This is a genomic window from Streptomyces stelliscabiei (assembly GCF_014873495.1).
GTDB classification, from domain to species: domain Bacteria; phylum Actinomycetota; class Actinomycetes; order Streptomycetales; family Streptomycetaceae; genus Streptomyces; species Streptomyces bottropensis.
On the sequence record NZ_JADBGF010000001.1, the window covers coordinates 3,684,667 to 3,710,699 of the forward strand.

22 protein-coding genes and 1 pseudogene are annotated in these 26,033 nt (G+C 67.3%); 14 read left to right on the forward strand and 9 right to left on the reverse strand.

The annotated features are described in order from the left end of the window. Positions 1–46 precede the first annotated feature (46 nt). Together H4687_RS16020 and H4687_RS16025 are read left to right on the forward strand one after the other, a co-directional pair. Positions 47–4,246 (forward strand): HAMP domain-containing protein, encoded by a 4,200-nt coding sequence (locus H4687_RS16020; protein WP_225966712.1) that lies wholly within the window; start codon positions 47–49, stop codon positions 4,244–4,246. Then, positions 4,243–4,824, forward strand: a complete 582-nt coding sequence (locus tag H4687_RS16025; RefSeq protein ID WP_046919682.1) for a response regulator — start codon at positions 4,243–4,245, stop codon at positions 4,822–4,824. The genes H4687_RS16020 and H4687_RS16025 overlap by 4 nt, the downstream gene beginning before the upstream one ends. A 97-nt stretch (positions 4,825–4,921) precedes the next feature. On the opposite strand, the gene H4687_RS16030 is transcribed toward H4687_RS16025, so the two are convergent. Beyond that, positions 4,922–6,799: an AMP-dependent synthetase/ligase gene (locus H4687_RS16030; protein WP_046919681.1), complete on the reverse strand. Its 1,878-nt coding sequence runs from the start codon at positions 6,797–6,799 to the stop codon at positions 4,922–4,924. 314 nt (positions 6,800–7,113) lie between these two features. Beyond that, positions 7,114–8,982, reverse strand: a complete 1,869-nt coding sequence (gene lepA / locus H4687_RS16035; protein WP_046919680.1) for a translation elongation factor 4 — start codon at positions 8,980–8,982, stop codon at positions 7,114–7,116. A 269-nt stretch (positions 8,983–9,251) separates the two neighbouring features. On the opposite strand from lepA, the gene rpsT reads away from it, so the two are divergent. Beyond that, complete coding sequence (gene rpsT / locus H4687_RS16040; RefSeq protein ID WP_005479277.1) at positions 9,252–9,518, forward strand: 30S ribosomal protein S20; 267 nt, start codon at positions 9,252–9,254, stop codon at positions 9,516–9,518. 687 nt (positions 9,519–10,205) lie between these two features. Here the strand turns inward: rpsT and holA are convergent. From holA to H4687_RS16055, 3 genes are all read right to left on the reverse strand, one after another. Further along, the gene (gene holA / locus H4687_RS16045) at positions 10,206–11,192 is read right to left on the reverse strand and encodes a DNA polymerase III subunit delta (RefSeq protein WP_192781679.1); all 987 of its coding nucleotides are present in this window, start codon (positions 11,190–11,192) and stop codon (positions 10,206–10,208) included. A gap of 215 nt (positions 11,193–11,407) precedes the next feature. Continuing rightward, the gene (locus H4687_RS16050; RefSeq protein ID WP_078595581.1) at positions 11,408–11,653 is read right to left on the reverse strand and encodes a hypothetical protein; all 246 of its coding nucleotides are present in this window, start codon (positions 11,651–11,653) and stop codon (positions 11,408–11,410) included. Positions 11,654–11,731: 78 nt separating this feature from the next. Then, entirely contained in the window at positions 11,732–12,553 is an 822-nt protein-coding gene (locus H4687_RS16055) for an arylamine N-acetyltransferase family protein (protein ID WP_050398236.1), read from the reverse strand. Positions 12,554–12,838: 285 nt separating this feature from the next. On the opposite strand from H4687_RS16055, the gene H4687_RS16060 reads away from it, so the two are divergent. The 8 genes from H4687_RS16060 (at position 12,839) to H4687_RS16095 (ending at position 20,042) form a co-directional block, all read left to right on the forward strand. Next, positions 12,839–14,473, forward strand: coding sequence for a recombinase family protein (locus H4687_RS16060; protein WP_046916283.1), 1,635 nt, complete (start codon positions 12,839–12,841; stop codon positions 14,471–14,473). A 76-nt stretch (positions 14,474–14,549) separates the two neighbouring features. Continuing rightward, complete coding sequence (locus H4687_RS16065; protein ID WP_046916284.1) at positions 14,550–14,795, forward strand: hypothetical protein; 246 nt, start codon at positions 14,550–14,552, stop codon at positions 14,793–14,795. Positions 14,796–15,212: 417 nt separating this feature from the next. Continuing rightward, positions 15,213–15,512 carry a hypothetical protein gene (locus tag H4687_RS16070; protein ID WP_159026181.1) on the forward strand — a complete coding sequence of 100 codons (300 nt, stop codon included), beginning with the start codon at positions 15,213–15,215 and terminating at the stop codon, positions 15,510–15,512. Further along, positions 15,509–16,975, forward strand: a complete 1,467-nt coding sequence (locus tag H4687_RS16075; RefSeq protein ID WP_050398235.1) for a DNA primase family protein — start codon at positions 15,509–15,511, stop codon at positions 16,973–16,975. The genes H4687_RS16070 and H4687_RS16075 overlap by 4 nt, the downstream gene beginning before the upstream one ends. Positions 16,976–17,391: 416 nt before the next feature. Beyond that, positions 17,392–18,078 (forward strand): hypothetical protein, encoded by a 687-nt coding sequence (locus tag H4687_RS16080; protein ID WP_046916286.1) that lies wholly within the window; start codon positions 17,392–17,394, stop codon positions 18,076–18,078. Positions 18,079–18,141: 63 nt separating this feature from the next. Further along, positions 18,142–18,330, forward strand: a complete 189-nt coding sequence (locus H4687_RS16085; protein ID WP_046916287.1) for a hypothetical protein — start codon at positions 18,142–18,144, stop codon at positions 18,328–18,330. Positions 18,331–18,628: 298 nt separating this feature from the next. Then, positions 18,629–18,979, forward strand: coding sequence for an HNH endonuclease signature motif containing protein (locus tag H4687_RS16090; protein ID WP_078907181.1), 351 nt, complete (start codon positions 18,629–18,631; stop codon positions 18,977–18,979). Positions 18,980–19,472: 493 nt separating this feature from the next. After that, on the forward strand, positions 19,473–20,042 hold the full coding sequence (locus H4687_RS16095; protein ID WP_159026182.1) for a hypothetical protein: 570 nt from the start codon (positions 19,473–19,475) through the stop codon (positions 20,040–20,042). Positions 20,043–20,095: 53 nt separating this feature from the next. Here H4687_RS16095 and H4687_RS16100 read toward each other — a convergent pair whose 3' ends face one another. Next, on the reverse strand, positions 20,096–21,313 hold the full coding sequence (locus tag H4687_RS16100) for a helix-turn-helix domain-containing protein (RefSeq protein WP_046916288.1): 1,218 nt from the start codon (positions 21,311–21,313) through the stop codon (positions 20,096–20,098). A gap of 453 nt (positions 21,314–21,766) precedes the next feature. On the opposite strand from H4687_RS16100, the gene H4687_RS48700 reads away from it, so the two are divergent. After that, entirely contained in the window at positions 21,767–22,027 is a 261-nt protein-coding gene (locus H4687_RS48700; RefSeq protein WP_046916289.1) for a DUF7848 domain-containing protein, read from the forward strand. A 74-nt stretch (positions 22,028–22,101) separates the two neighbouring features. On the opposite strand, the gene H4687_RS16105 is transcribed toward H4687_RS48700, so the two are convergent. Both H4687_RS16105 and H4687_RS16110 read right to left on the reverse strand, forming a co-directional pair. After that, positions 22,102–22,362, reverse strand: coding sequence for a hypothetical protein (locus H4687_RS16105; RefSeq protein WP_046916290.1), 261 nt, complete (start codon positions 22,360–22,362; stop codon positions 22,102–22,104). Positions 22,363–22,620: 258 nt separating this feature from the next. After that, complete coding sequence (locus H4687_RS16110) at positions 22,621–24,354, reverse strand: ComEC/Rec2 family competence protein (RefSeq protein ID WP_404819276.1); 1,734 nt, start codon at positions 24,352–24,354, stop codon at positions 22,621–22,623. Here H4687_RS16110 and H4687_RS48495 point away from each other — a divergent pair. Both H4687_RS48495 and H4687_RS48500 read left to right on the forward strand, forming a co-directional pair. Beyond that, positions 24,268–24,591: pseudogene (locus H4687_RS48495) on the forward strand (recombinase family protein); the annotation flags it as partial. The gene H4687_RS16110 and the pseudogene H4687_RS48495 overlap by 87 nt on opposite strands. Before the next feature lie 123 nt (positions 24,592–24,714). Then, entirely contained in the window at positions 24,715–25,692 is a 978-nt protein-coding gene (locus tag H4687_RS48500; protein WP_404819312.1) for a recombinase family protein, read from the forward strand. Here the strand turns inward: H4687_RS48500 and H4687_RS16120 are convergent. Then, positions 25,625–26,032, reverse strand: coding sequence for a hypothetical protein (locus H4687_RS16120; protein WP_078907151.1), 408 nt, complete (start codon positions 26,030–26,032; stop codon positions 25,625–25,627). The two genes, H4687_RS48500 and H4687_RS16120, sit on opposite strands and share 68 nt — an antisense overlap. Position 26,033 lies beyond the last annotated feature (1 nt).

A 26,033-nucleotide genomic window follows, 5' to 3' on the forward strand; every position in this document is an offset into this window, starting at 1 on the left:
CAGACTGACCACGCCCATAAGCGCCGAGTTACCGAAGTGGGCCACCATGAGCGAGAACAGTGGTACGCGGTTGTCCGAAAACGGTCGGAAGGACAGCCAAACGGACGGTCTGATCCGGGCGTCCGATCTCCGCGCGCTGGCGGCGGCCATGACCGCGGCCCGCGACGGCAGCTTCACGAAGGTCCCGGAGACGGGTCCCGCGCCGGTCGCGGAACTGTGCGCCCTCTTCAACCAGATCATCGACCGCAGCACCCACTTCGGCTCCGAAGTACAGCGTGTACGGCGCGAGTTGGTCCGGCACGGCCGCCTCGACGAGCGGCTCTCCGCCAGTCCGGGCCAGGGCGCTTGGGCGACCCGCGTCGACGACGTGAACCAGACACTCGACGCCCTGGTCGCCCCCGCCGCGAACGCCACACGCGTGCTGGACGCGGTGGCCGGCGGCGATCTGACCCAGCGTGTCGACCTGCACGACGGAACCCGCCAACTGCGCGGCGACCTGCGGCGGTTGGGCAGCGCCGTGAACAAGATGGTCGACCAGCTGTCGCTGTTCACCGGCGAGGTGACGAGGGTCGCCCGCGAGGTCGGCACGGAGGGACGCCTCGGCGGCCGGGCCAAGGTCCGTGGCCTGTCCGGGAGTTGGCGGGACGTGACGGAGGCGGTCAACACCATGGCCGCCCGGCTGACCGCGCAGGTGCGGGACATCGCCCTGGTCACCACCTCGGTGGCGCGCGGCGACCTCACCCGGACGGTGACCGTCGAGGCGACCGGCGAGCTGCTGGAGCTGAAGCTCACCGTGAACACGATGGTGGACCAGCTCTCCGCCTTCGCCGACGAGGTGACCCGGGTGGCCCGGGAGGTCGGCACCGAGGGCCGGCTCGGCGGGCGCGCGCAGGTGCGGGGCGTCTCCGGCGTCTGGAAGGACCTCACCGACAACGTCAACTTCATGGCGTCGAACCTGACCTCGCAGGTCCGCAACATCGCCCAGGTCACCACCGCCGTCGCCAACGGCGACCTGAGCCAGAAGATCACGGTCGACGCGCAGGGCGAGATCCTGGAGCTGAAGTCGACGATCAACACGATGGTCGACCAGCTCTCCGCCTTCGCCGACGAGGTCACCCGCGTCGCCCGCGAGGTCGGCACCGAAGGAAACCTCGGCGGCCGCGCGCAGGTCCGGGGCGTCTCCGGCGTCTGGAAGGACCTCACCGACAACGTCAACTTCATGGCGGACAACCTGACCTCCCAGGTCAGGAACATCGCCCTCGTCTCCACGGCCGTCGCCCAGGGGGATCTCGGCAAGAAGATCACGGTCGAGGCGAAGGGCGAGATCCTGGAGCTGAAGTCGACGATCAACACGATGGTCGACCAGCTCTCCGCCTTCGCCGACGAGGTCACCCGCGTCGCCCGCGAGGTCGGCACCGAGGGCAACCTCGGCGGTCAGGCGCAGGTCCGGGGCGTGTCGGGCGTCTGGAAGGACCTGACCGACAACGTCAACTTCATGGCTCTGAACCTGACCTCGCAGGTCCGCAACATCGCGCAGGTGACGACCGCCGTGGCCAACGGCGACCTCTCCAAGAAGATCACCGTCGACGCCCGCGGCGAGATCCTGGAACTGAAGGACACCGTCAACACGATGGTGGAGCAGCTGCGGGCCTTCGCCGACGAGGTGACGAGGGTCGCCCGCGAGGTCGGCACCGACGGCGCGCTCGGCGGCCGGGCCCAGGTGCAGGGCGTGTCGGGTGTCTGGCGGGACCTGACCGACAACGTCAACTACATGGCGGACAACCTGACTTCGCAGGTCAGGAACATCGCCCAGGTGACCACGGCGGTGGCCAACGGCGACCTCTCCAAGAAGATCGACGTGGACGCGCGCGGCGAGATCCTGGAGCTGAAGACCGCCATCAACACGATGGTGGACACCCTGTCCTCCTTCTCCTCCGAGGTCACCCGCGTGGCCCGCGAGGTCGGCTCCGAGGGCCGACTCGGCGGCCAGGCCCGGGTCGAGGGCGTCTACGGCACCTGGAAGCGCCTGACGACGAACGTGAACGAGCTCGCCTCGAACCTGACCACCCAGGTCCGCGCGATCGCCGAGGTCGCCTCCGCCGTGGCCCAGGGCGACATGTCCCGCTCGATCACGGTGGAGACACAGGGCGAGGTCGCCGAGCTGAAGGACAACATCAACCTGATGGTGGCCAACCTCCGCGAGACCACCCGCGCGAAGGACTGGCTGGAGTCCAACCTCGCCCGTCTCGCCGCCCTGATGCAGGGCCACCGCGACCTGATGGAGGTCGCCGACCTGATCCTGCGCGAGCTGACCCCGCTGGTGAACGCCCAGTACGGCGCCTTCTACCTGGCCGACCCCGACGAGGACGGCGCGGCCCCGCTCCCGGTGGCGCCCACCAAGGGCCTCGCCTTCATCGCGGGCTACGGCGCGGCGCAGGGCGCGACCGTCGAGACCGGCGGCCTCCCCGTGCACGGTCTCGTGGCGCAGGCGGCCCGCGAGAAGAAGCGGATCCTGGTGGAGGAGGCCCCGCCGGGCTACATCAAGATCAACAGCGGTCTCGGGGAGGCCTCCCCGTCCAGCGTCGTGATCATCCCGATCCTCTTCGAGGACAAACTCCTCGGCGTGATCGAGCTGGCGTCCTTCTCCCGCTTCTCCGACGTCCACCTGGCGTTCTTCGACCAGTTCGTCAACACCATCGGCGTCGCCATCAACACCATTATCGCCAACTCCCGCACCGAGTCCCTCCTCGGCGAGTCCCAGCGCCTCGCCATGCAGCTCCAGGAACGCTCCGACGAACTCCAGAAACAGCAGGCGGAGCTGCGTCGCTCGAACGCCGCACTGGAGGAGAAGGCCGCCCTGTTGGCCACCTCCTCGCAGTACAAGTCGGAGTTCCTGGCGAACATGTCCCACGAACTGCGCACCCCGCTGAACTCGCTGCTGATCCTGGCCCGGCTGCTCTCCGACAACCCCGACGGCCATCTCACCGACCAGGAGGTGCAGTTCGCGACCACGATCCACCGCTCGGGCTCCGACCTCCTCCAGCTGATCAACGACATCCTCGACCTCTCGAAGATCGAGGCCGGCCGGATGGACGTACGCCCCAAACGCCTGCCGCTCATCAAGCTCCTGGACTACGTCCACGCCACGTTCCGCCCGCTCACCCTCGACCGGGGCCTGGCCTTCGAGGTCGCGGTCGGCGAGAACGTGCCGCGCGAGATGTACTCGGACGAGCAGCGCCTCCAGCAGATCCTGCGCAACCTCCTGTCCAACGCCATCAAGTTCACCGCGTCGGGGCGCGTCGAGCTGGCCGTCAACCGCGTCAAGGACCCCGACCACCGGTTCACCCGCGAGGACCACGACGAGGTCATCGCCTTCGCGGTCTCCGACACCGGAATCGGTATCGCGCCCGAGAAGCTCCCGGTGATCTTCGAGGCGTTCCAGCAGGCCGACGGCACCACCAACCGCAAGTACGGCGGCACCGGTCTCGGCCTGTCCATCAGCCGGGAGATCGCCGGTCTGCTGGGCGGCCGCATCATCGCCGAGAGTGTCCCCGGCAAGGGCTCCACCTTCACCCTGTACGTGCCCGTCTTCAGCCCAGGCCACGGGCTGCCGGGACCCGCCGCGGCCGAGGAGCCCGGCACCCTCGTACCCGAGCAGCTGACGACCGAGCCGTACCCGGCCGCGCACGACAGCGACGACACCTGGCCCGCGCCCACCAAACTGGAGGCGTGGAAGGCGGGACGCGCCGGCCAGGTGCTGCCCGGCCGCCGGGTGCTGATCGTCGACGACGACATCCGCAACGTCTTCGCGCTCACCCACGTCCTGGGCCGTGTCGGCATGCCCGTCCTGTACGCGGAGAACGGCCGCGAGGGCATCGAGACCCTGGAGCGCAACCCGGACGTCGAACTCGTCCTGATGGACATCATGATGCCGGAGATGGACGGCTACGAGACGATCTCCGCCATCCGCCGCACCCCACGCTGGGCGGGCCTGCCCATCGTCGCCCTCACCGCCAAGGCGATGCCCGGCGACCGCGACAAGTCCATCGCCCGCGGCGCCAACGACTACGTACCGAAGCCCGTGGACGTCGACCAACTGCTCACGGTCGTCTGCGCGGTCCTGGACCCGGAGAGCCCGGCGAACGCGCAAGGCACGCAGAGCCCACAGGGCACGCAGGGCACGCGGAACCCGGCGGACACGGCACCCGAGAAACGCACCGACGAGAACGAGGCACCCTCGCCATGACCACTCGGGACCGGACCGACGGACGCGCGGGCATCCTCCTCGTCGACGACATGGAGGACAACCTGGTCGCCCTGGAGGCCGTCCTGGCATCTCTCGACGAGCCGCTGGTACGCGCCCGTTCGGGCGAGGAGGCCATGAAGGCCCTCCTGAGACAGCGCTTCGCCGTCGTCCTCCTCGACATCCGGATGCCCGGCATGGACGGCTTCGAGACCGCCGCCCACATCAAGCGCCTCGACCAGACCAAGGACGTCCCGATCATCTTCCTCACCGGCACGGACGCCGACGCCGGTTACGCCTTCCGCGGCTACGCCACCGGCGCGGCGGACTACGTCACCAAGCCCTTCGACCCCTGGGTGTTACGGGCGAAGGTGAGCGTCTTCCTGGAACTGCACCGCAAGACCCGGCAGTTGGAGAGCCTGATGACGAGACGGCGCGAACACACGGAACAGGTCGACGCGCGCCTCGCGGCCCTGGACAAGCAACTGGCCCAGTCCGCCCCGGACCTGACGGAGGTCCGAATACAGATCCAGGACCTCCGTCAGCTGGTGGCAGGAGAGGCGGGAGAGCACAGCCCGTGACCCGGGGGACGCGCGAGACGCGGGGACGCGGGGGCCGCACGACCGGCCCTCCCGGACCATGCCTCGTCATCGGTCCCCCGCTCCCGTGCGGCGGGCGCTACGCCTCCCGTGCGCCCGTGTACATCTCGTCGATGAGGTGCTGGTACTCCTTCTCCACCACCGGCCGCTTCAGCTTCAGGCTCGGTGTCAGCTCACCGTGCTCGACATCGAGATCCCGCGGCAGCAGCCGGAACTTCTTGATCGTCTGCCACCGCTGCAGCCCCTCGTTCAGCTGGGCGACATGCCCCTCGATCATCTCCACCGTCGCCGGCGCCGAGATGATCTCCTCGTAGGACTTGCCCGCCAGCCCGTTCTCCACGGCCCAGCCCTGGAGGGACAGCTCGTCGAGGGCGATGAGCGCGGTGCAGAAGTTGCGGTCGGCGCCGATCACCATGACGTTGGACGTGAACGGGCAGAGCGCCTTGAACTGCCCCTCGATCTCGGTCGGCGCGATGTACTTGCCGCCGGACGTCTTGAACAGGTCCTTCTTGCGGTCGGTGATCCGCAGGTACCCGTCGGGCGACAACTCCCCGATGTCACCGGTGTGGAACCACCCGTCGGCCTCCAGGACCTCCTCGGTCTTCTCCGGCAGCCCGTGGTAGCCCTCCATGATGCCGGGGCCACGCAGCAGGATCTCGCCGTCGTCCGCGATACGCACCTCCGTACCGGGCAGCGGCTTGCCCACCGTGCCCGTACGGAAGGCCTCGCCCGGGTTGAGGAAGGACGCGGCGGAGGACTCGGTGAGGCCGTAGCCCTCCAGGATCGGGATGCCCGCGCCGGCGAAGAAGAAGCCGATCTCGGGCGCCAGCGCGACCGAACCCGAGACACAGGCGCGCAGCCGGCCGCCGAACGCCTCACGCAGCTTCTTGTAGACCAGCGCGTCGGCGACCTTGTGCTTGGCCTCCAGCCCGAACGGGACGGACGCGGTGCCCGTGCGCCGGAAGTTGTCCTGGCTGACCTTGGCGTACTCGCGGGCGACCCCGGCCGCCCACTGGAAGATCTTGTACTTGGCCGGGCCGCCCGCGCGCGCCTTGCCGACGACGCCGTTGTAGACCTTCTCGAAGATGCGCGGCACGGCCGCCATGTACGTCGGCTGCACGACCGGCAGATTCTCGATGATCTTGTCGACCCGGCCGTCGACGGCGGTGATGTGCCCGACCTCGATGTGTCCGGCCAGGAGCACCTTGCCCATGACGTGCGCGAGCGGCAGCCACAGGTACTGCACGTCCGCCGGTTCGAGCAGACCGGTCGCGCCGATGGCCTTCGCCATGTACGCCCAGTTGTCGTGCGGCAGCCGGACCCCCTTGGGGCGGCCCGTGGTGCCCGAGGTGTAGATGAGGGTGGCGAGCTGGTCCTTGGTGATCGCCCCGACCTTCTCCTTGATCAGGTCGGGGTTCTTCTCCAGGTACGCGGCGCCGCGCTTCTCCAGGTCGGCCAGGGAGAGCACCCAGTCCTCGGAGAGGTCCGCGCCCTCGGGGTCGATGACGACGACATGGGCCAGCTCGGGCAGCTCGGCCTTCTTCTCGCGGGCCTTGTCGAGCTGCGCCGCGTTCTCGGCGATCAGGACCCGGCTGCCGGAGTCGGACAGGATGTACGCGGATTCCTCGGCGTTCGTCTGCGGGTAGACCGTGGTGTTGGCCGCGCCCGCGCACATGATGCCGAGGTCGCACAGGATCCACTCGATCCTGGTGGCCGAGGACAGGGCGATGCGCTGCTCCGGTTGTACGCCCAGCTCGACGAGGCCGGCCGCGATGGCGTTGACCCGTTCGGCCGCCTGGGCCCAGTTCAGCGACTTCCAGTCCGACGGGCCCTGGCCCGAGGCCGGCGCCACGGGGTAGCGGAAGGCCTCGGCCTCCGGTGTGGCCGCCACGCGCTCCAGGAAGAGGGCCGCCATGGACGGCGGGCGGTTCTCGATCAGGGTCTGTGTGTCGCTCACGACATCCTCCGGGGCACGCGACAGCGCGGCTGGCTCATGGACTGTGTGCTCAGGACTGCGCGGCTGGCTCAAAGCGGCTGTTGTTTAACTCGCGAGTAACCATCGAGTGGTGATCAGGGTAGAGCGAGGTCGGCTGGTTCGTAAGGGGCGGCGGGCAGTCACTTTCCACCGAGAACGACCCTACGAACACGCACCGGCATCTCCCTGACGACCTGCGGGCCCGTCGCGCCGAAACGCGACGGGCCCGCATCATGCCCGAGTTTCCGGGGGTAACAGCGGTCACCCCGCGGACCGGGGCCCCCGCCGCCCGGTGGCTACTTCTTGCCCTTGCCGCTGCCGGCGCTGTCGTCGCTGGACAGAACGGCGATGAAGGCCTCCTGCGGAACCTCCACAGAGCCCACCATCTTCATCCGCTTCTTGCCCTCCTTCTGCTTCTCCAGCAGCTTCCGCTTCCGGGAGATGTCACCGCCGTAGCACTTGGCGAGGACGTCCTTGCGGATGGCGCGGATGGTCTCGCGGGCGATGACCCGCGACCCGATCGCGGCCTGGATGGGCACCTCGAAGGCCTGCCGCGGGATCAGCTCGCGCAGCTTGGCCACGAGCCGCACACCGTAGGCGTAGGCGGCGTCCTTGTGGGTGACGGCCGAGAAGGCGTCCACCTTGTCGCCGTGCAGCAGGATGTCGACCTTGACCAGGCTGGAGCTCTGCTCACCGGTGGGCTCGTAGTCCAGGGAGGCATAGCCGCGCGTCTTCGACTTCAGCTGGTCGAAGAAGTCGAAGACGATCTCCGCGAGCGGGAGCGTGTAGCGGATCTCGACCCGGTCCTCGGAGAGGTAGTCCATGCCGAGCAGGGTGCCGCGCCGGGTCTGGCACAGCTCCATGATCGAGCCGATGAACTCGGAGGGCGCGAGGATCGTGGCGCGTACGACGGGCTCGTACACGGCGTCGATCTTCCCCTCGGGGAACTCGCTCGGGTTGGTGACCGTGTGCTCCGCGCCGTCCTCCATGACGACGCGGTAGACCACGTTCGGCGCGGTGGCGATCAGATCGAGCCCGAACTCGCGCTCCAGCCGCTCACGGATCACGTCCAGGTGCAGCAGACCGAGGAAGCCGACGCGGAAACCGAAGCCGAGCGCGGCGGAGGTCTCCGGCTCGTACACCAGCGCGGCATCGTTGAGCTGGAGCTTGTCGAGGGCGTCGCGCAGCTCGGGGTAGTCGGAGCCGTCCAGCGGATACAGACCCGAGAAGACCATCGGCTTCGGGTCCTTGTAACCGCCGAGCGCCTCGGTGGCACCCTTGTGCAGGGTGGTGATCGTGTCACCGACCTTGGACTGACGGACGTCCTTCACACCGGTGATCAGATAGCCGACCTCACCGACCCCGAGGCCGTCGGCCGCCTTCATCTCTGGGGCCGAGACGCCGATCTCCAGCAGCTCGTGGGTCGCGCCGGTGGACATCATGCGGATCCGCTCACGCTTGTTGAGCTGCCCGTCGATGACACGCACGTACGTCACGACACCGCGGTAGGAGTCGTACACCGAGTCGAAGATCATGGCCCGCGCGGGCGCGTCCTGGACGCCGACCGGGGCCGGGACCTCGGCGACGACCCGGTCCAGCAGCGCCTCGACGCCCAGACCGGTCTTGGCGGAGACCTTGAGCACGTCCGCCGGGTCACAGCCGATGAGGTTGGCGAGCTCCTCGCTGAACTTCTCCGGCTGGGCGGCCGGCAGGTCGATCTTGTTCAGCACGGGGATGATCTTGAGGTCGTTCTCCATCGCCAGGTAGAGGTTGGCGAGGGTCTGGGCCTCGATGCCCTGAGCCGCGTCGACGAGGAGGACCGTCCCCTCGCAGGCCGCCAGCGACCGCGAGACCTCGTACGTGAAGTCGACGTGCCCAGGGGTGTCGATCATGTTGAGGATGTGCGTGGTGCCCGGATCATCGGTCGGCGCCCAGGGCAGACGCACCGCCTGGGACTTGATCGTGATGCCACGCTCACGCTCGATGTCCATGCGGTCGAGGTACTGAGCACGCATCTGCCGCTGCTCGACCACACCGGTCAGCTGGAGCATCCGGTCGGCGAGCGTGGACTTGCCGTGGTCGATGTGCGCGATGATGCAGAAGTTGCGGATCAGAGCCGGGTCGGTACGGCTCGGCTCGGGCACATGGCTAGGGATCGCGGGCACGCAGGGTCCTGATTCTTGAGGTGTCCGCAGCCGTCTGCGGTCTCGGGTCGGATCTAGCGGGTCTTGTACGTAGGCACCATGGTCCCACGGGCGGAGAACTGCGACCGGTTTGGGCCGACCCGTGGGCGGCTGGTAGCGTGGGCGGCTGTGTCTCATGCCCTCTCAGCAGGAGACACGTCCCTAGGAAATCAAACGGTGTCCGAGGCGTGCGCGGCGTGTCCTGCACGACCTCCACGGTCTCGCACACCTGTAGCTGAAAAGGCTCATTCGTGGCGAACATCAAGTCCCAGATCAAGCGGAACAAGACCAACGAGAAGGCGCGCCTTCGCAACAAGGCCGTCAAGTCGTCGCTCAAGACCGCGATCCGCAAGGCTCGCGAGGCCGCTGCCGCGGGTGACGTCGAGAAGGCCACCGAGTACCAGCGCGCTGCCGCGCGCCAGCTCGACAAGGCCGTCTCGAAGGGCGTCATCCACAAGAACCAGGCCGCCAACAAGAAGTCGGCGCTTGCTTCCAAGGTCGTGGCCCTCAAGGGCTGAGCTCCCCTTTGATCTGACCGCCGGCTGGACCCAGAGCGGGCCCTCTCTCTCCGCTCCCACCCGGCACCCCGGACCCGTACGCGGCCTGCGTTCGCCACGCGGGTACAGGTCCACAAGCATTGACCGAGGCCCCGCCCCCATCCCTTCCCCAGGGACGGAGACGGGGCTTCCGTCATACCTGCCCGTCGACAGAGACGGCGGGAGGGGTTCTCGGGAGCGGGGACGGCGGTTCCCCAGGCACGCACGGGCTCAGGGCTTCTGGGAGCGGGGTCGGCGGCTTTCCCGGCTGAGGGAACCGCGCGGCTTCTCTGCCGTGGGGGATCGGCGGGATTGCGCGGAGAAGGGGCGCAGGGTGTCTCGGCAGCGAGATCGGCGTCCGCCAGAGGGAGCTACAGGGCTTCTCTGTGGCGGGGGGGCGGTGAGACTCCTACTGCGAGAGCTGCGGGGCTTCTCTGCGATGGGGGGATCGGCGGGCTTGCGTGAGCCCAGGGAGCGGCATGCTCGCAGGACGTGGAGCACCGCAGGCTTTCAGGGGCGCGGGGAACTGCGCGACAAGCCCCGACGCTCCCGCACCCGCCCACGCACAGACGCCCCCTCCCCCTCCCCCCACGCTCCTCCCACCCTCCCGGGGTAGAAGGGGCAGCGCCCCTGGGGATGGGACGGGTAGGGGCGGCGGGGGCGAAGAACTCAGCCCCGACGAGACCGAGCCGCCCGAGCGATCACCACAACCGCCTTCTCCAACGCGTACTCGGGATCATCCCCCCCACCCTTCACCCCCGCATCCGCCTCAGCCACCGCCCGCAACGCCACAGCCACCCCGTCCGGCGTCCACCCCCGCATCTGCTGCCGCACCCGATCGATCTTCCACGGCGGCATCCCCAGCTCCCGCGCAAGATCCCCCGGCCGCCCACCCCGCGCCGACGACAGCTTCCCGATCGCCCGCACCCCCTGAGCCAACGCACTGGTGATCAACACCGGCGCCACCCCCGTCGCCAACGACCACCGCAGCGCCTCCAACGCCTCCGCCGTCCGCCCCTCGACGGCCCGGTCGGCCACCTCGAAGCTCGATGCCTCGGCCCGCCCCGTGTAGTACCGCCCGACCACCGCCTCGTCGATCGTCCCCTCGACATCCGCGACCAACTGCGACGCCGCGGCCGCCAGCTCCCGCAGATCACTCCCGATCGCGTCGACGAGCGCCTGGCACGCCTCGGGTGTCGCGGACCGCCCGAGCGTGCGGAACTCCCCCCGCACGAACGCCAGCCGATCCCCCGGCTTCGTCATCTTCGGGCACGCCACCTCCCGCGCCCCCACCTTGCGCGCCGCGTCCAGCAGCGCCTTCCCCTTGGCACCCCCCGCGTGCAACAGCACCAGGGTGATCTCCTCGGCAGGGGCCCCCAGATACGCCTTCACGTCCTTGACGGTGTCGGCCGCCAGATCCTGCGCATTGCGTACGACCACGACCTTCCGCTCCGCGAAGAGCGACGGACTCGTCAGCTCGGCCAGCGTGCCGGGCTGCAACTGGTCCGAGGACAGATCCCGTACGTCCGTGTCGGCGTCCGCGGCCCGCGCGGCGGCCACCACCACCTGCACGGCACGGTCGAGCAGCAGCTCCTCCTGCCCCACGGCAAGCGTCACGGGGGCGAGAGGATCGTCATTCGCAGTCTTCTTGGCCATCCCGGAAAGCATCCCACGCCCCACTGACAACCCACCCCGCCCCGCACGGCAGAGCCACCGGCACCGGCACCGGCACCGGCACCGGCACCGGCACCCCGGAACAGCGCAGGGAACCGCGCGGACACCCCCACCGACCAGCAGCCGCCGAACCATCCCCGCACTCCCCGACGCTCCCCGGCCACCGGGGCGTCACGGCTCCTCCCGACACCGGGGCGTCACGGCTCCTCCCGCCACCCCTCCCACTCCCCCGCGAACTCGTCCAACGCCACCGGATCGAGCCGCCCCCGCTCGTCCCGCAGCACCAACAGCCACTGCGCGTCCTCGGCGTCGTCCTCCCCCGCCAGCGCGTCCCGCACCAGCTGCGGCTCCTCGTCCAGCCCGAACCGCTCCCCGAGCGCCTCCGCCGCCGCCTCGGCCGCGTCACGATCAGGCAGCACCAACACATGTCTCACATCGCTCACGCCCCCATTTTCCGTCCGCCCTCCCCCTGCTCCTCCGGGGCCCCTCCCCTCCCCCTCCCCCCACCCTCCTCCCCCGCCCTACCCCAAGCTCCCCCTCCCGTCCCCCACCTCCGGCACCCGCCCCAACTCGATCCCGAACCGCTCCCGGTACACGGCCAGCACCTCCCCGTCCGTCGCCGGCTCGGTCACCTCCCGGTCGCCCTCCGCCGAGGTGACCGTGAGGGTGCGGCCGCTGAGGGTGACGCGGCCGCCGTCCTCGGCGACCCGGGAGCAGACGAGGGACCGGGTGAAGTGGGAGGCCGGTGAGGTGCTGTGCCACCAGGCCCCGGCCACGAAGTCCCCGAGGACCCTCGGCCGCACCTCCAGCCGGTACTGCGGCTTGCCGTCCCGGAACACGTCCAGGTCCCCGAACTCCCGCCCCCCGCTCTGCCGGTCCGCCTCGGCCACCCGGAACGTGCCTCCCGGATCCTTCTGCTCCCCCCGATTCCCGAACTCCAGCGGACAGTGGCTGTTCGCCCCGAACCCGACATCGACCAGCCAGTCACCCCCGTCCACCGTCCCCACCCGCAGCGCGAGATGGTCGTACGGGATGCCGAGCCGCTCCTGCTCGCCGTACACCCGCGCCGCGAGCAGCGTCACGTCGAACCCGAGCGCCGCGAGCAGTGCCCCGAACAACCCGTTCAGTTCGTAACAGAACCCGCCTCTGCGTCGCCCCACCACCTTGTCCAGCAGCAGCTTCTCCTCCAGGACGATCTCCTCACCCAGGTGGATCGACAGGTTCTCGAACGGCACCGCCCGCAGATGGCGCAGGTGCAGTTCACGCAGCACGTCGGCCGTGGGCCGGGCCGGCCGCTCGGCTCCGAGGCGGCGAAGGTAGGCGTCAAGCTCCGCAGTGTCCATGAGGTCAGTCTCGCGCCACGAGCAACTCCTTCGCCGTACCCGCGACAGCGATCGCGCCGTCCTCGTCCGTACGCAGCACCGTGGCGCCCCCGGCCCGCAGCGCGGCGACCGTACTGGGCGCCGGGTGGCCGTACGGGTTTCCGAAGGGTCTCCGACTGGTAGTTCAAGGAGACACCTGGCATGGCTGCATCGCCGCAGGTCAGCGGCCCCGCGTACCCGACTCAACAGAGCACGCGTATGAACACTCACAGCGGCCCCGCGTGCACCACAGGACAGAGCGGGCGCATGAACCCTCTTCTCAGGGGCGTGTCTGCGCTCCGCCTCAGTGTCCTGACCGACGAAACGACTAGCCCCGAGCGTCAGCGCGAAGCCAATCAGGTCGCCGCCGCATCGCTGGGGATCGACCTTGCCGACCGTGAAGCCGTCGATCTCGGCGTAAGCGCCAGCAAGACCACGCCGTTCGAGCGCCCCGAATTGGGTGCATGGCTTCGCCGCCCGAACGACTTTGATGCGCTGGTATTTTGGCGTTTTGACCGCGCAGTTCGGTCCATGGACGACATGCATACGCTGTCGCTGTGGGCCCGCGAGAACCGCAAAATGATCGTGTTCGCCGAAGGTCCCGGCGGGCGCCTGGTGCTGGACTTCCGCAACCCGCTGGACCCCATGGCACAGCTCATGGTCACGCTGTTCGCCTTTGCGGCCCAGATGGAAGCGCAGGCAATTCGTGAGCGCGTAACCGGCGCCCAGGCAGCAATGCGCGTCATGCCGCTTCGCTGGCGCGGTTCCCGTCCGCCGTATGGCTATATGCCGGCTCCGCTCGAAGGCGGGGGATGGACGCTGGTTCAGGATCCGGAAGCCGTTGCAGTCCTTGAACGCATCATGCGGGAACTCATGGGCGATCCCAGCGCGGGAATCCTCGGAAAGAGCACTGCGGCCATCGCAAGGGGGCTGAACGCCGATGGGATTCTTTCACCGCGCGACCACTGGAGCATGAAAAAGGGTCGCCAGACAGGGGGGAAGACCGGCGGGAGTCCTGGCGAGACTGTCACACGCGACCGCTTCGGCTGGCTGCACAGCAGCGTCAAGGAACTTCTCACATCCGAGCGCCTTATGGGGTGGAAGATCCACGGGGCCAACCCGGTACGGGATGACAAGGGCGCGCCGGTCATGGCGACTGCTGAGCCGATCCTCACCCGCGAGGAATTCGACATCATCGGCGCTGCGCTGGCTGAGCGCTCACACAAGAAAGTAGACCGAAGTGACACTGTGGCGCTCCTCCTCCGCGTAATTCACTGCGATGGATGCGGCGAACGCATGTACCTTCACGTCCCGTCCAGCACGAGTAAGAGCACCAGCAAGACAGCAACCTATAAGTGCTCAGCGCACATCAAGGGTGTGGTGTGCAAAGCACAATCCATCATCAAGCGCGAATGGGCGGACGAGTACGTAGAGGGTGAATTTCTGCGGCTACTCGGTTCACTGGAAGTGACACAGCACCGCACCATTCCGGGCTATGACCCGCAACCCGAGATTGACGCCACTCTCGCCGAGTTCGAAGACCACCAGGCACAGCAAGGGCGCCAGAAATCGACTGCGGCCCAGTCAGCGTGGCAGAGGCGCGCAGATGCCCTTGACGCGCGACTCGCTGAGCTTGAAGGCCGCGAAAAGGTCGAACCGCGCACTGAGGTAACCAGCACCGGAAAGACCTACGCAGACGTGTGGGCCGAAGCCGACACCGAAGTGAAGCGGAGGATGCTGCAAGAGGCAGGGGCGCACCTGATCGTGAAGCGGGCAACACGCGGTAGGTGGCACTCACTTGACCTGCGGCGGGTCGAATTCGAAGTACGACAGCCGTTCTTCGCTGACGCTGCGGCAGACCACGTAGCAATGATCGCCGACTTGGAATCGGCAGAGCGCTAGAAACCAATGGTGCCGGGGGTGCACAGACGCCAATCCAGAACACCCCCGGCATCCTCACTGAAGAGGAGACAGCATTATGTCATGGGCGACGCGTGAAGCGTTCCAGTCCGAAATGGACGAGTTCGATGCTGTACGGCTCCGCAAGGAGGAATGGAACTATCTCGACCGCAAGCTGAACGCGCTGTACAAGCTTCAGTTCGAGGGCGACACCAGTGAACTGACCAGACAGCGCGTAGGCAGGATCGAGGCCCTACAGGCAGTTCTCTGCGGCGATCCGGCCGCACTGGCCCAGGAACCCCCGGCACGCAGGCACAGAGCCTGAGCGCCCCACTCTGGCCCCCGCTGGGAACCTTTCCGGCGGGGGCCCTCGCGTGCGCGCTGGAGTTATACGTATAACTGGTGTGACCAGCGCGAACGTGCCTTCGCGTCCATGACTCGACAGTTACTTACTGACAGGGCACAGCGCTTCGCGTACCCGACATGACAGTTCCACAGTAGAGACGCACAGCGCTTCTCAGCGGATGGCATCACTCCAGTCCGCACCTTGGCCCCGCAGCGTGGCGGTTGATACCACGCACCAATAACGGCCCTATCCGGGTTGAGTCTGCACGGCGGTAGTGATGCCCCGCTGTTCGGACTCCCCGGATAGGGCCGTTTTTTGTCTTCCCGCGCTGCATGCGTGGGTTACGCCGACCCGCAATCCCGCTGGCTGGCGAGGCATCACACAAAGGCGACCCTCATGAACGGCTATGAGCACTATCAGCGCGCCGAAGGGCTGTTGGCTTCGGCCAATGAACCCGACATTGTTCACTCCACATCCGGCGAAGCGCTGAGCTATAGGCACAGCGGGGAACAGCGGGCGCACATGATCGCCAGTTCGCACGTTCACGCCCTACTCGCGCTGTCAGCGGCCACAGCGGATGCTACGGAGTTTCAGCGCTCCCTCTATGCGGCGAACGGGCTCGAAGTCCCTCAGAAGGAAGCGCGCAAGCGTCGCAGCGCTGACCGGAACGCTGACGCTGCGAGGGACTACCTGTGACCGACTTCAATGACACCTACTGGGCGCGCACTGCGAAGGACATTAACGTCTCGCATGAAGTGCGCCATGCCAACTTCGCCAAGTTCGTCGCCGAGCACAGCGCGCATTCGCTGAAGTTCGTCACGGGACTCGGCTGGTACCGCTGGACGGGTAAGATATGGGCACCGACCGGCGACGAAGGCGCAGCCCTACAGGCGATTACCGAAGCGTCAGACGTGCTGATTCAGCGCATGCGTGACAGCGAGGATGATCGGGGCTGGGCCGGCGCAGCGGTGGGCAAAATGCTCAATGGCCGAGAGCGCTCTGTCATCGTCCGCGAAATGGCTGCGCGGCCTGAATTCCGGGCGACCGTCGATGACTTCGACACAGCGCGCCATCTGCTGACGTTTCCGAACGGCACAGTAGACCTACGCACGGGCGAACTGCGCAGCCATGATCCGGCGGACATGCTGACGCTGTGCGCGCTGGTCGATTACGTGCCCGATGCGCTGGCCCCTCGCTGGGAGCGGTTCATCGAAGAAATCTTCCCCGGCAAGCCTGATGTGCAGAGCTACTATCAGCGGCTCCTCGGCCTGTGCATCACGGGCGAAGTCCGCGACCACGTTCTAGGGGTCTGGTACGGCTCTCAGGGCCGCAACGGTAAGGGGACGACCGTTCGGACCATGCAAGCTGCGTTCGGCCCTGAGATCGTCCGTGAAGTCGATTTCGGGCTGTACGAAGGCGGGCGGGGCCGCGAACCGCACACCGAGCAACTAGCGGCACTTCGCGGGGCGCGCATGGTCGTTGCCCAAGAGGGCGAAGCGGACGTGCCGATGAACACAGCGCGACTGAAGCGCCACACGGGCGGCGATCGGATTCAGGCGCGACACCTGTACGGACGTGAGTTCACCTTCGCGCCTACGTTCACGCTGGTGCTGGCGACCAACCACTTGCCTGAGTTCAGCGCTGGTGGTGCCGCTCTCTGGGCTCGTACGAAGGCGATTCTCTTCGGCGAGAGCTTCACGGGCGACCGCGTAGACCCTGCACTAGAGCCGACGATTCAGGGCCCCGAAGTCGAGGGGTTCGCCGCATGGGTCGTCCGTGGCGCTGTCGCGTATTACGCAGCGGGCCGGCTGGCGGATATCGACGAAGTCACGCAGGCAACCGAGATGCACAAAGCGGAAGTTGATCCGCTGCGCGCTCTGGTCGGCGACCTCTTCGAGTATGACGAAGGCTGTGAGGTATCCCGTACGGCGTTCAACGGGGCGCTCAAGGAGTGGCGGGAAGCCAACGGCGATAAGTCAGCGAAGTACTCCCCGAGCAGCGTGAAGAAACACCTACTCAACCGGGGAATCACCGAGCGCCGCACGAAGGGTGCCGGTTGGGTATACGGCGGGATTCGGTTCCCCGACGACCGGCCGAGCGACACAGCGCAGCGTGATGACGGGGTGTCAGACATCTTCGGCCAGCCGCTGAGCGCGTAGACGACAGCGCATGCGGAGGGTGCAAAGAAATCGTGCACCGGTCATAACTCCCTAACACGTTAAGAGGGTTTAGACCGGTGCACGTTTTTCTGACACCCCCGCTTGCGCGCTGTTCCGCCCACCCGACCACATACGAATTTTCCGATGTGATGAGAGGTAGCCATGTCCGACGAGATAGCACGTGCGCTCACGGCTGTGCTTGACCCTGCGCCCGGCCACACAGTTCCGATTCCCGCAGTCCATCGTGCCGTGCTGGCGCACATGGGCGTGACCGGCGGAGTGACGTACAGGGCCGTGAAAGGGGTGCTCAGAGCTGTGGGCGTGGTCGTGAGTGGCCGAACCGGTAGCTCCGAGACCTACGCGCATGGCGTTTCCCTGGCGCCTGCCTACACCACCGACCACTGAGAGGTTCTCCTATGACCGACAGCCTGTACATCACGTACACCGAAGCCGATATGGACCTGATCCCGAAGGGAATCACCATTCCCGCTGCGCTGGCTGAGGCTCTGGCCGCCCGCGACACGGCGTATGACGCCTACGGCGATGCGCTGATCAAGTACGACGATGTGCTTCGCCAGGACTACATCACAGCGGCTCAGGCTCGCGATGCTGCGAACGTCCGCGCGGCTGTTCTGGCTGGCTCCGACCCAGACGAGATCCCCAGCGAAGTAGCGCGGGTAACCGCTGCGCGAGGCAGGGCCGTTGGCCTGGTGAATGGCCTCGCTGACCGTGTGCGCCAGTGCGACCGCGAGATCTATCGGCAATGGGTCGCCGTACTGCCGCAGGCCGAAAGCGAAGTGTCCGAAGCCTTGGGCGCCGCTGAGGATGCGCTCCGTAGGGCCGAGGATGCGTTCCGGGCCGCGCGTAGCAATCACGCTGCGATGGTCAACACGCTGGTCTACGTGAGCCTCATGAAGCGTGGTGTGGTGCGGTCGCAGACCGGGGCGCCGAAGTACATGCCCGGACGGGACGAAGACCGAATTGCGCACGCGCGGCTGCACATGAAGAACCTCGGCGTAGGCGATCCGGATGCCAGCGTGGAAATGCGGCGCGTGCTGGACGCGAGCGGGAATGCCGTCACCATCCCGATGCGCAAGGACTAGCCGCTCAGCAACGGGGCCCAGAAACCGTTTCTGGGCCCTCTCCCACACCAATTAGGAGAATCCATGGCACTCGTGCCCGTTGAAATCGTGAACAACTCCGGTCAGACCGTGCAAATGACACTCGATGAGAACGGCGAACAGCTTGCGCACTTCCGCAGGATGGTCCGGCGGGAAGAACTCGTGAGCGTCGAGGTAATCGAGCCTGCGACTACTCCCCGTAAGTCGGCTGCGCGAGGGAAGACCGGCGCGTAACCGCTGAGCAAAGGGCCCTGGGTCGTACACCTGGGCCCCTCTGCGGAAGGGATAAGCCATGACTGTTCGACTGCGAGTCGCTTTCGGTCGTCAGTTCGTGTTCGCCGGCGAGACCTATTCGGGCGGCGATGAGATCGAGATAGCGGACGACGTGGCCATTGCGATGTTGCGAAGCGGTTTGGTCCTGCCCGCTGACGGTAATTGGCGTGACACAGTGCCGAATTCCGCTGAGCCTGAGCCGCTGGCCGACCATCCGCCCTGTGATCCTGGCGAAAGGCCCAAGGGTTCTCGCGGCGCCATGCAGACATGCCCCGTTCATGGGTGTCCATGCCTCACATGGAAGGGCAATTGTAGAGCCCATGCGCGCAGCAATAGCAGGGGAAGGCGCTACAGCGACAGCTATAACGCGGGATCGGCCCGCCGTAAGCGCTGGGATATAGCCAGTCGTGCCTATCTGCGCGAGAATCCGTTGTGCGTCAGCGAGCGATGCGCGGCCAAACCTGAGCCATTGCGGAAAGCGGCCAGCGAGGTAGACCACATCGACGGGCTAGGGCTGCAAGGTCCGCGCGCATTCGACCCGGCCAACTGGCAAGCGCTGTGTAAGCCATGCCATTCACGGAAGACCGCTGGCGAATCATTCGGCCATTAGCTCACGCGCTGTAGTCACTGGCGTCTCACCCATAATCACTCACTGTGTCGAGTGACTACACAGGGTAGGGGGAGGGACCCTGATCGACTGGGATTGGACAGCGCGGGGGAGGGCGCTGTCAGGTCCGCCCGGTTCAAAGACCCCGTTCGTTACCGTTCCGTGACCTGCGGAGCGGTCTGGCCATAACACAGCGTGACAGCAGATTGGGGTACGTCGTGAGCATCTTTCACGCCCTCACTGACATGAAGCTAGGTACCGACGATCCGAGCCTAGACCGCATCCGGGCCGAGCACGCCGCATGCCGCTGGTCGGACTGCCCACACCTCACAGCCTTCGCTGCCCACGAAGACCGAATGCGCACTGCCGGACGTTCCTGGCGCTGCGAGCCGGCGATTCGACACCAGCGCCCCGAGCGCGACTAGACACGAATACCCGCCAATCGCCCCCGAATTTCACTGGATTCGGGGGCATTTTCATGCCTGAGGGGCGCCAGATGGCCAAGAAAAGAGACTTACTCGGGTCGGCTGCGCTACTCGCTGCACTGATTGCCACGGCCAGCGCAGAGTATGAGCTAGCGCGCGCAGTCGGATACGGCGAATGGGTCGCGGGATGCGTTCCGGCCGCACTCGATGTCTGGTGCATCCGCGCATTCAAGGTTCAGCGGGATGTGGCTGCGGCTGTGGTTGCGCTGGTGCTGGTGAATGCGGCTGCGCATCTGGTGAGTGCAGACCTCATTCCGGTGTCCGTCCCGCTGGTGATCGCTGTCAGCGCGATTGCGCCCCTGGTGCTGTACCGAGTGCACGCCCTACATGAGCCGCTGAGCGCCCCGCCAGCGCCCCAGGAGCCTGCGCCAGTGGTCCCGGAGCCGCAAGAGCCTGCGAAGCCCGTACAGACGCCTACGGCTGCGAAGCCTGCGCACTCCGCTGACCCGCTCTTGCCGGATGCGCGGAAGCTCTATGCAGCCAACGGCAAGCCCGTACCGCTGCGCACGCTGCAAGCCGAGTTGCGTATCGGTCAGTCCCGCGCTCAGCGCATCCGAACCGCACTCGCTGCAACCACGTAGTCAAGCCCCTGCACTCGCTGCCATTCGGTGGCCAGTGCAGGGGTATTCGTGTTTCAGGCTGCCTGGTGCTCAGCGAGTAGGGCAGCGACTTCCGGCACTTCTGCGTAATCCTCCAAGCGGCTGAGAATGACACGCACTCGCTCCGCCACTCGCTCTGACAGGGTGTCAGCTCCGAGAGAAATGACCCGCTCGGCTACCGTTGCCGCTTCCTCAGGCTCGTTTGCATCGGCCAGCGCCACGGCCAGCCAAGAGAGGTACAGAGCCATTTCGCGGGTATGCGTTGCGTCGTAGCCGCTGAGGACTTCACGGAGCAAGGGAACAGCGCGCAAGGGCCGGTGAAGCTCGGTGTAAACGCGTGATTCCATGACCCGCAGTTCGCCAGCGTCCACCCAATACAGGTACGCGGGTGACTCCGTTGCGGCGCTGTCCTCGCTGAGTGCTTGCCCGGCTTCCCCCAGCGCGCGCATCGCTTGCCTTGCATGGTCGATTCCCCCGACCTTCGTATGCGCCCATGCCACGCGGTCGAGGTACAGTGCGCGTGCCTTCGGCGGGGCATCGCTGCCAGCGTCATATAGCGCCGCTTGTGCCAGCGTGACACCCTCGATTTCCCGCCCAGTGTTGCTCATCTGGTAGGCCAGCGATCCGGCTATGTTCCCGGCAAGCGTGTGATCCTCCGCCTGCCTCGCTGCGCTGATTCCGACCCGGTAAATGCGTTCAGCTTCACTGTGCTGGCCGGCGTCGCTGGCAATCCATCCGGCAATCTGCGCCAACTCCCCTATCTGCCTGAGTAGTCGGCGCCCTACTTCGCTGGTATGGGTTCCTTCGCGGTACAGCTTCACGGCGGAGCGGAGTTCACGCAGCGCAGGCCGGATTAGGTCGCCTCCCGCTAGAACGTCGTCGGCAAGCCTGAGCCCGTGCACTCGCTGCTGTAGGTCATCCACCTGGCCCATGCTGATCCGGCGCCCTGTACGGGCACTCAGCGGGCTTAGCGGGTCACCTTCGGGCAGGAAGTCAGCGAGGGTCGGCAAAGGCGGCTCAGCGGGCTTCTGTGGCGCGCGCAGCGTGTCTACGGGTACGCCGAGAGCAGCAGCGAGGAACGGAAGCCATTCACGGGGCGTGCGCTTGCCCGTCTCCCATCGGCTGATCTCTTGGCGCCCGACTGGTTCGCCAACAACCCCAGCGGTACGGCAGACCTCATGCGCTAGACGTGCCTGACTCCACCCGCGCGCTTCGCGGTACCGCCGGATGTTGGCCCCGATGTCGCTGCCCATGCCTCAAGTCTGGCCGACAGTTGGCCTACAGGGGGCCGCTATGCCGCTGCTTTTTGGGGCGGAAGGGTCGAGGAGCGTAAGTACCCCCGCGACGCTGCGAACGTCCGGGGGCGTGGGCCACCTGAGAAAGGCAGGCAGTCACCATGGGTCTATCACGAACGCTCGAACGAGTGAGAGCCGCATTCCGGCGACGCACACCAGGCAGGCACAGGCGCTCCGCGCTGACCCAGGAAGCGCCCTGGGGTGGTGCCCAGTGATGACCATCGCTGTGTACCGGATCGACCCGCAGACAGGCGCTCAGACCCTCGTACGCGCGCAGCACACGGTGAAGCCTGCGAGCGTGCCGGATCTCTCCAGCGAATACCCACCGTGCGCCTGCCCGCGCCACAGGGGCAGCGAAAGCAGACTCCGCACTCTGCTGGCCGAAGCGAACCGACGTAGCAGGGGGACGCTGTGACGCGCTCGATCATCAGGGCCGCTGAGTGGACGCTAGGGCCGGAAACCGCCCAGGGTGCTACGCAGGGCATCTACTCCGCCGAGTGCATCACGTGTGGGGCCCAGGCTCAGCCAACTGACAATGACCGCTTGCCAGTTGAGGTCTGGACGTTGAAGCACACGGGGCTGAATCCGACGCACCGGCAGTTCAAGGCCACGACGGAGACTTTCTGGCGCGTGACTCCGACTGACGGCAACCCGTACCGCGAGAACGACTGAGCGCCCAGCGCCGAAGACTGCCCCGTTTCACTTGCTCTCCCACGCTGGCGAGTGAAACGGGGCTCCTTGCTGCCTCAGTGCTGGCTCAGGGCTCCGCGCAAAGCGTCTGCCAGCGCCACAGCCACAGGAGCGTTCAGCCGTTCCCCGCGCAGTTCTGCTACGCCAGCGACGTCCTTCACGGCTCCGGCCAGTTTCTCGACCAGCGAGCAAAGCTCAGCGCGTGAGATCTCCGGCCGCTGGACCATCGTCAGCGCGTAGGCGGCATCGTTGCGCGCTGCGCTGATGATGTGCGCTTCGGTGCGATCCGCGATCAGGTCAACACCTTCGCCGGGCACTGCGTACTCTGCGTGTCCCGCTGGCCCGTTCCACGGTAGGCGCCTGCCGATAGGCTCAGTCACGCCGACTCCAATCCAGTCGGTTAGCCCCGGTGCGGAAGCCTTCACCCTTCCCGCCGGGGCACTGTTTTTGACTTGATCAGATTACGTGGCCGGGCACTTTCAGGGACGCTCGCACGCCCATTTTCGGGGCCGATTCCCCCTGTTGGGGTCTCGCGCTGGCCTGGGACGACGTGCTAGAACTGCCAGTCACAGGCCCTACGGGTTGTCCGCGCCGACCGAGATGAGGGCCAACCGTGGAGCCATCGCACGTATCAGTCCAGGGTCCTGGTAGGCCGAACCATGGTGGGCGACCTTCACCACGTCCACGGCTCCCAGCGCCGCGGCCTCCGGTGATCCCGCCAGTTCCCGCTGGCCCGGTGGCTCCAGGTCGCCCAGGAGCAGCAGGGTCAGCCCGGCCGAGCGGACGAGCATGGTCACGCTGGCGTCGTTCGGCCCGTCCGGTGCGGCGGCGTCGGCCGGTGGCCACAGCACCCGCCAGGTGAGGCTGCCCGTGCGGCGCTCCTCCCCCGCCACGGCCCGGGTCAGCGGGATCCGCCGGTACGCCGCCTCCCTGCGCACGAACTCGGCCTGTTCCTCGGGCTCCTCGAAGCCGGTCGCCGCGATCGCCCCCACCGCACGCCCTCGCAGCACTCCCGGCAGCCCCATCACGTGGTCGGCGTGGAAGTGGGTGAGGACCACGAGCGGGATCCGGGTGATGCCGAGTGCCGTGAGGCAGCGGTCGACCGACACCGGATCGGGACCGGCGTCCACGACCACTCCGGCGCCGTCGCCCGCCGCGAGGACGCTCGCGTCCCCTTGCCCCACATCGCACATCACCAGGTGCCAGCCCGGCGGCGGCCACCCCGTGATCACCCTGGTCAGGGGCGGTGGCTGCACCACGACCAACAGAAAGGCCAGCAGGCAGGCACCCACCAGATACGGATGGCTGAGGAGGCGCCGCCCGATCAGGACGACCACCACGGTGACCAGGACGAGGAGCAGCGCACCGGTCCAGCTGCCCGGCCAGTCCACTCCCGCGCCGGGCAGCGACGCCCCGGTGCGGGCGATGTCCGCGATCCAGCCGGCGGGCCAACTCGCGCACCAGGCAAAGCACTCGGCGACGGGCATCGCCACCGGGGCCGTCGCCAGGGTGGCGAACCCCAGCACCGTGGCCGGGGCCACCGCGAACTCCGCCAGCAGGTTGCACGGCACCGCCACCAGGCTCACCTTGGCCGACAGCACGGCGACGACCGGCGCGCACACCGCCTGCGCGGCTCCCGCCGCGGCCAGCGCCTCGGCCGGACGCGGTGGCACCCGGCGCCGCTGGAGCGCGGCGCTCCAGCGCGGGGCGAGGATGAGCAGCGCTCCGGTCGCGAGGACGGACAGCAGGAAGCCGTAACTGCGGGCCAGCCACGGGTCGTACAGGACCAGCAGCAGGACCGCCGTCGCCAGCGCGGGGACGAGGGACCTGCGGCGTCCCGTCGCGATGGCCAGCAGCGCGATCGCACCGCACGCGGCGGCCCGCACCACGCTGGGTTCCGGCCGGCACACGATCACGAACCCGAGCGTCAGCGCACCACCCGCCAGCGCGGTCGCCCGCAGAGAGATGCCGAGCCGTGGTGCGAGTCCCCGTCGCTCGGCCCGCTGCGCCAATCCCGGCGGTCCGATGAACAGGGCCAAGAGAATCGTGAAGTTGGCCCCTGAGAATATGTACCGGACAGGTGAGTCGGTCGCTATCCTCAGGCCATGCCGATCGCGCCCGAATACCTCCATCTGGTCTACCCAGACACGGTCTTCCACGCCCTGCTCTACGGCCGCGCCTCCCGCGACCCCCGCAAAAAGGGCCGCAGCGTCGGCGACCAGCTCGACACCGGACACGAACTCTGCGACGCCAACGGCTGGCCCGTCGCCGAAACCTTCCGGGACATCGACCGCTCTGCTTCCCGCCACGCCCGCCGGACCCGCGACGACTTCGAGGCACTCATCGCCGCCATCGAAGCGAAGAAGGGCCGCATCGTCGTCGCCTTCGAAGCCTCCCGCTACTACCGGGACATCGAGGCATACATCCGGCTGCGGAACGCCTGCATGGCCAACGACGTCCTGCTCTGCTACAACGGCCAGGTCTACGACCTCTCCAAGCGCGAGGACCGCAAAGCCACCGCCCAAGATGCCATCGCCGCCGAGGACGAAGCCGAAGGCATCCGCGACCGCGTACTCCGCTCCACCCGCGCCCAGGCCAAGAAAGGTCTTCCCCACGGCCGCCTCCTCTACGGGTACGCACGCCGCTACGACCCCGACACCGGCGACCTCATCGAGCAGTACCCCCACCCCGAGCAGAGCGCCATCGTGCTGGAGGTTTTCGAGCGGGTCGCCGCGGGTGAGACCGAGTACTCGATCCTCCAGGACCTTCGGACGCGCGGCGAGCGGACGCCGGGGCAGGAGTGGGGCTACTACCACTTGCCGAACATGCTGCGGAACGTCGGCTACAAGGGCCGCCGCCTGCACCGCGGCGAGGACTTCGGGGAGGCGACGTGGCCGGCGCTGGTGCCGGAGGAGCTGTTCGAGCAGGTGCAGGAGATCATCGGGGCTGAGTCGCGGAACACGGTCCGGGACTATGCGGTGAAGCATCTGCTGTCGGGGATCGCCCGCTGCGGCGAGTGTGACGATCACCCGCATCTGCGTGTGGGGAAGTCGCGCGGCTATCTGACGTACGGATGCTCGGCCAAGTTCGACTCGCAGATGAACAAGGACAAGCTCGACGCGTATGTCGAGGAAGCGGTCGTGGAGTGGCTGGGATCGCGGGCCGCGGTGGCTGCGTTCCAGTCGGACGAGCAGGGCAAGCGGGCCGAGCGGGCACGCGCCCGGCAGAAGGCGTTGCAGCGGCAGTTGGACGAGGCGCGGGAGATGTCGGCGACGTTCAAGGAGGACGGGGTGACGCCGCGCTTGTCATTGGCGTCGCTGGCGGTTCAGGAGGACCGGCTGGTGCCGCAGATCGAGGCGGCGCGGCGCGAGGCTCAGGAGATGGACGCGCCGCCGCTGGTGCGCAGGTTGGTCGGCCGGCCGGATGTTCAGGAGGTCTGGGACGAGGAGTTGACGATCGAGCAGCAGCGGACGGTGCTGCGGGCGGTGGTCAACATCCGTTTGAACAGGGCGAGGGCTCGGGGTGTGCGCTCGATTGAGCCAGGCCGGGTCACGCTGCGGTTCTTCGGGCAGCCCGGGTTCAGGGACCAACCACGTTATGTCCGCGCGACCTCTCCCGCTCCGGCTGCTGCTGAGGGAACGGAATGAGGTTGCCCTTGACGGCCGGCTGAGGCGCGAACTTGCCGTTGCGGTACATGCGGACGGTGGCTTCCATCGTTTCCGCGATGAGGGAGGCGCGGCGCTCTTCGAACTCGGAGTGCAGTGCCTCCCTTTCGGTTGCCAGGCGGACGGCGAGGGCGGCGCGTTCGGCAGCTACGGCTTGGGTGCGGCGCCCGTGTTCGTTTTCCAGGGCCGCTTCCAAGGAGACGTAACGGTTCCTCTCGTCGTCGGCGGCGCGTGTGGCGTCGGCGAGGGCGCGTCGTTCTTCGCTGGTGTTGGTGAACCAGCGGTGGATGAAGAGCAGAGCTATGAGCGTGAGCGCGACCATG

Coding starts and splice junctions, on each gene's coding strand:
- H4687_RS16085 (WP_046916287.1), top strand. CDS start 18,142: ATGGCACTCGTGCCCGTTGAAATCGTGAACAACTCCGGTCAGACCGTG.
- H4687_RS16095 (WP_159026182.1), top strand. CDS start 19,473: ATGGCCAAGAAAAGAGACTTACTCGGGTCGGCTGCGCTACTCGCTGCA.
- H4687_RS16055 (WP_050398236.1), bottom strand. CDS start 12,553: ATGGACACTGCGGAGCTTGACGCCTACCTTCGCCGCCTCGGAGCCGAG.
- H4687_RS16070 (WP_159026181.1), top strand. CDS start 15,213: ATGAACGGCTATGAGCACTATCAGCGCGCCGAAGGGCTGTTGGCTTCG.
- H4687_RS16120 (WP_078907151.1), bottom strand. CDS start 26,032: ATGGTCGCGCTCACGCTCATAGCTCTGCTCTTCATCCACCGCTGGTTC.
- H4687_RS16100 (WP_046916288.1), bottom strand. CDS start 21,313: ATGGGCAGCGACATCGGGGCCAACATCCGGCGGTACCGCGAAGCGCGC.
- holA (WP_192781679.1), bottom strand. CDS start 11,192: ATGGCCAAGAAGACTGCGAATGACGATCCTCTCGCCCCCGTGACGCTT.
- H4687_RS16025 (WP_046919682.1), top strand. CDS start 4,243: ATGACCACTCGGGACCGGACCGACGGACGCGCGGGCATCCTCCTCGTC.
- H4687_RS16080 (WP_046916286.1), top strand. CDS start 17,392: ATGACCGACAGCCTGTACATCACGTACACCGAAGCCGATATGGACCTG.
- H4687_RS16090 (WP_078907181.1), top strand. CDS start 18,629: ATGCAGACATGCCCCGTTCATGGGTGTCCATGCCTCACATGGAAGGGC.
- H4687_RS16060 (WP_046916283.1), top strand. CDS start 12,839: ATGAACCCTCTTCTCAGGGGCGTGTCTGCGCTCCGCCTCAGTGTCCTG.
- H4687_RS16020 (WP_225966712.1), top strand. CDS start 47: ATGAGCGAGAACAGTGGTACGCGGTTGTCCGAAAACGGTCGGAAGGAC.
- H4687_RS16065 (WP_046916284.1), top strand. CDS start 14,550: ATGTCATGGGCGACGCGTGAAGCGTTCCAGTCCGAAATGGACGAGTTC.